Below are 4,359 nucleotides of genomic sequence, written 5' to 3'. Positions count from 1 at the left end.
GCGTTTTCAGCCTATTTATTTTGAGCCTATCAATGGGTCTGGCGAACGATTTACGATTGGAATTTTAGCGCAAGCTGAAAACGGTGAAGGTAATGTATTGCAAACTATTTCAGATAAAACGATGCACTGCATGTATGGTGATAAAGCTCCGCAAATAATAGGATTTATTTCTTTGGTATTAAGTAGTGCAAAAGCGCATTTACAATCTAAATTAATGCTTGAACTTTGGCATCCGCCTATTAATGGTGTTACGCTAGGTGATATTCAAAAAACCTATTCGGGAAAAGAAATAGAAGGCGTGTTATTTCAAGCTATTACAGCCTATTCCAGTTTATATAATGGAAAAATAACGACAGATGCACTGAATGAATTAAACGGCAATGACACGTTGAGTGATGAAGCTGAACAGTTGACTATTCATTTGCTTAAATCAGTAAAAACACATGTTAACAATCCGCTTTTTTCAAAAAATTGGCAACGGGAGGCTTCTGTAAATGGTAGTCATGTTAATATTGATTTTTTGGGGCTTAGATACAACGCTAATTTAGCAAATTTTGATGTAAAAATTGTTAAAAACGCCTTTAAGTTAGCAAAAGTAAAACTATTTGATCTTGAAGTCTTAAGAGAAAATCGCGAGCAAGGAATTATTAATTCATATCAAAATTTTGAATTATTAATTGCACTTAAAAATAACGCACCCGCTGAAGCACAAGATAGCTATCAGATGATTGAACGATTAGCAGATAGTATCAATCTTCGTGTGATTAAAGGATCCACTCCACAAGAACTTGCAAGCAGAATAATAGAGCAAGAAGCAGCTTAGAAAATTTTTTGCTGTAGATTTTTGTTTATTAATTTAATGCGTGAATATACGACAGTACGCAACAATCCCAGCAAGTGGAACCCGTTAGCCCCCACATCACACAATATTAAAACCCAGCCGCGAAGCGCACTACACATGAAGCGCCCAGCGTCTTCATATTAGCGAAGCGGTACTATCAAAATAATAAAATCGTACCGAAGGTAGATTTTCACCTCGCCGTGAGAATTGGCCAGTCCCGTCTATCTCATTGCGTCCGCCCGATCCTAACCTCGCCATTTGCCAATTCTTACCCTATCAACTCGCTTTTCTGGTCAGCGCGGAAGCGCATCACGCAAGCTGTCAAATATAGCGATAGCGGTCTAAATAAATATCTTTCTCTAGAGTGTGACGGGCAAACCGATTAAAACGCCTCAAGCGTTTTAATGCTTTCGGTTTGTTCGTTGCACGTCCGCGTTAGCAGATGGACTCATTTCTGACAAACGGGGAGGTAAAGGGATGTTAGGTAGAAGGGGAAACGTTTCCAGCCTTTAAGCGACATCATGGAATAGGGTAAATTTATGTGCAGAGTCTGTAATACTGCACATTTGTACCAAACTGATACATTTACCTATTGACCAGCCTTTTTTTATCAACTACTATCATTTTCAAATGAACTTCACAAGGATACCTTAAAGAATGGCTGTTAATAAACCGAAGCTTCGCACTACTCAAGTCACTGTTAGGCTAGATCCTAAGATTCTTGAAGGTCTTTCCGATATTGGCAACCGTCTTGGTATAGCCCCAACAACACTTGCCGGCATAGCTATAGGCGAATATGTCGTTAAGGGTCAAGCCGCTTTTAATAACGGTGTTTTAATGCAAGAGGCCATGGGTAAAGAATTGGCGAAGTTAATTGCGGCACCATTTGCGTCCGCCATTGAAGCTAAGGCCGCAGAAGAGCTTAAGGAGCTTTTAAAAGATGATTGATTGGATAACGGCCATCGTCCCTTTTCGTCATTCCTCTTTATTGCATGATGGTCAGGTTTTCTCCATTTCACGTTCAGGCGAGATTGAATGGACAACAAACAAGCGTCTTAAGGTTTTAGGTTCTTACGATTCATCTTTACACGTTCAATCGGATTTACGTTCTAGGTCGCCTGAGGGCGATTATTTGAATATTGTTTTTGACGGCAACCCAGTTAAGTTTTTTCAAGGACATAATTTATGGGGTACTAACGATTTGGTTGGATTGATGGCGGAGACCGTTTTAAAGATTTCCGATATTTTACATTTGCCTATTTCACCTGATGATTGGAATTTAATTATTGGCGGCTTTTATTATTTAAAACGGGTTGATTCAACAATGATGATTGAGCTGGGAAATAATGCCAATGTTGAATCTTTTCTTTATTCAGCCGAAAGGCTTGCCCACATGAGATATAAGGGTCAGGGCATCATGACGAAAGGCACATTGTATTTTGGCAAGCATTCCCGCCGCGAATCTCTCAAACTTTACAACAAGCTTAAAGAAATTTTAGCCAAAGGCCACGAATTGCCTCTAGAGCTTCAATTACCGGAAATTTATAAATGGGTTGAATCGAAGCTTCGCGCCGAAGCTACTACTCGGTCATTAGAGCTTAAACAAAGATCATTGGATTTAGCCGCCGTTTGGTGTGAAAATAAACCAGAGGAAGTCTTATTGAGATTATTATCAGGTTTGGATATGAGCGAAAATCACACCATCACAGAAACAGCTTTACAGGGCTTGCCGCCTAGGCTTGTCGCGGTTTATCACCTTTGGAGAGAAGGCCACGATTTAAGGGCAATGTACCCAAGAATGACCTTTTATAGATATCGTAAACAACTTCAAGAGAATGCGGGTATAGACATCGCCATTAAGCAAGGCAACCGCCAACAGCCTGCCCCGAACGTTGTAGATTTTAGACGGGTTTTAGTTCCAGAGCGTTGCCAACAAGTCCCATCTTGGGCTATCGGAACGCCGTTATATTTTGAGCCTAGAATAAAGATTTCGGCTTAATTTGCGTCCGGCCTATCGTGTATCGGACGACAGGCAGGACTAACCACCACCTAAACTATTTGGGAGTTTCAGCAATGGCTACTTGTCATTTTACTCGCGTTTGCCTATTTTTTCACAAATCCGCTGGGGGTTCTTCGTTATGAATATATCAACCCAAGGCGATTCAGATTTAAGTGTCCTTGATTTAGACCCGCTTTTTAACGTGTCGGCTGCTCTTGATGAGCTTTCTCTTTTGTTGCCTAACGGCGGTAGTCTTGTCGGTTATCTTACTTACAGGCTCGATGTTGAGCTTGAAATTTTGAAAGCTAAGATTCTGAAATAATCGTTTCTGCGCCGCGTGGTGCGCCGGATGCGACGAGGAGAGACCGACGAGAAGCACCGCCGTACCGCGCGGCTTTTCCGTCACCGTGACAATAATTCATTTTCGTTACTGTAACGGAAATTTATCAGGTCATAAGCGCCCGGCGAACCCGCGAAGCTTGCGAAGCGCGTGCAGCCGGAAGCGTTGGCCATTGTGTACGCCTAGCTATTTATAGCTCTGAAAATGGTGATGCTATACTGGCGTTTAATTTATTATCAAGATTAAGAAAAGCATGATAAGACTAGCTCGAGTAGTGACCGTATTAGGTAGGGCAGACGCAGGATTATTTAATTGTAATCGGGTGATGTTAGCATTTCATGGCTTAAACTATGAAGTCCCAGCGTATGCTAAAAAATTGAGTGATTTAGATATGCTGGTTGAAATTATGGTGGCACTCATCGGTAGAGAAATAGGCTTACCTATTCCAGAACCTATTATTGCCATATATGAGGAAGAACAGTTATTTGCCTCTATTGATGCGGATCATCCGAATCTAAGTCATAGCTTAACTTGGCATAATGACAAGCTTATTGATGATCCGCAAAATACCGTTATTTTAAAAAAGCTAGCCGATTGGACAGGTATTAACCAAGCTATAGGATTTGATGAATGGATAGCCAATGGCGACAGACATACAGGCAATATTTTATGGGACGGCAAAGAAAAATTCGTTTTGATTGATCATAATCTTGCGATGCGTTTGCCGTTTGCGCCCCACCAACCTATAGATAATCAATTACTGAATATTAAATTATTTTTTACTTATAATGATGAGGTAGGAAAACAACGCATTAAAAATCATATAAATGAGTTGGTTTCGCAAATAAATAATGATTTACCAGCCTCTATCGCTGAAAATTTATTGGCAAACTATGAGGAGCTAAATAAAGATACTTTAATGAATATAGTTGATTTTTTATCACAAAGATTAATGTACTTAACCAACATTGTTCATCAAAAAATACCTTTACGTCAACAATCATTATGAAAATACAAGTATCTAGATTTCCACAGTTACCAAGGTTTTCTGCGCGTTTTCAGCCTATTTATTTTGAGCCTATCAATGGGTCTGGCGAACGATTTACGATTGGAATTTTAGCGCAAGCTGAAAACGGTGAAGGTAATGTATTGCAAACTATTTCAGATAAAACGATGCAC

Annotated in this window: 5 protein-coding genes; all 5 read left to right on the top strand. The window is 40.0% G+C overall.

The window, feature by feature from the left end; genetic code table 11:
- The coding region (locus AADEFJLK_RS24855; protein WP_170065243.1) for a hypothetical protein at positions 1-823 on the top strand (823 nt) is incomplete at its 5' end.
- 675 nt (positions 824-1,498) lie between these two features.
- Positions 1,499-1,789, top strand: coding sequence for a hypothetical protein (locus AADEFJLK_RS23150; protein WP_103975972.1), 291 nt, complete (start codon positions 1,499-1,501; stop codon positions 1,787-1,789).
- Entirely contained in the window at positions 1,782-2,840 is a 1,059-nt protein-coding gene (locus AADEFJLK_RS23145; protein ID WP_249028125.1) for a phage/plasmid replication protein, II/X family, read from the top strand. The genes AADEFJLK_RS23150 and AADEFJLK_RS23145 overlap by 8 nt, the downstream gene beginning before the upstream one ends.
- Positions 2,841-2,979: 139 nt before the next feature.
- Positions 2,980-3,162, top strand: coding sequence for a hypothetical protein (locus AADEFJLK_RS23140; RefSeq protein WP_103975971.1), 183 nt, complete (start codon positions 2,980-2,982; stop codon positions 3,160-3,162).
- A gap of 271 nt (positions 3,163-3,433) precedes the next feature.
- Complete coding sequence (locus tag AADEFJLK_RS23135; RefSeq protein ID WP_170065242.1) at positions 3,434-4,189, top strand: HipA family kinase; 756 nt, start codon at positions 3,434-3,436, stop codon at positions 4,187-4,189.
- Positions 4,190-4,359: the final 170 nt, after the last annotated feature.

It is taken from the genome of Methylovulum psychrotolerans (assembly GCF_002923755.1).
Classification (GTDB): domain Bacteria; phylum Pseudomonadota; class Gammaproteobacteria; order Methylococcales; family Methylomonadaceae; genus Methylovulum; species Methylovulum psychrotolerans.
This window is presented reverse-complemented; position numbering and strand designations above follow the sequence as displayed.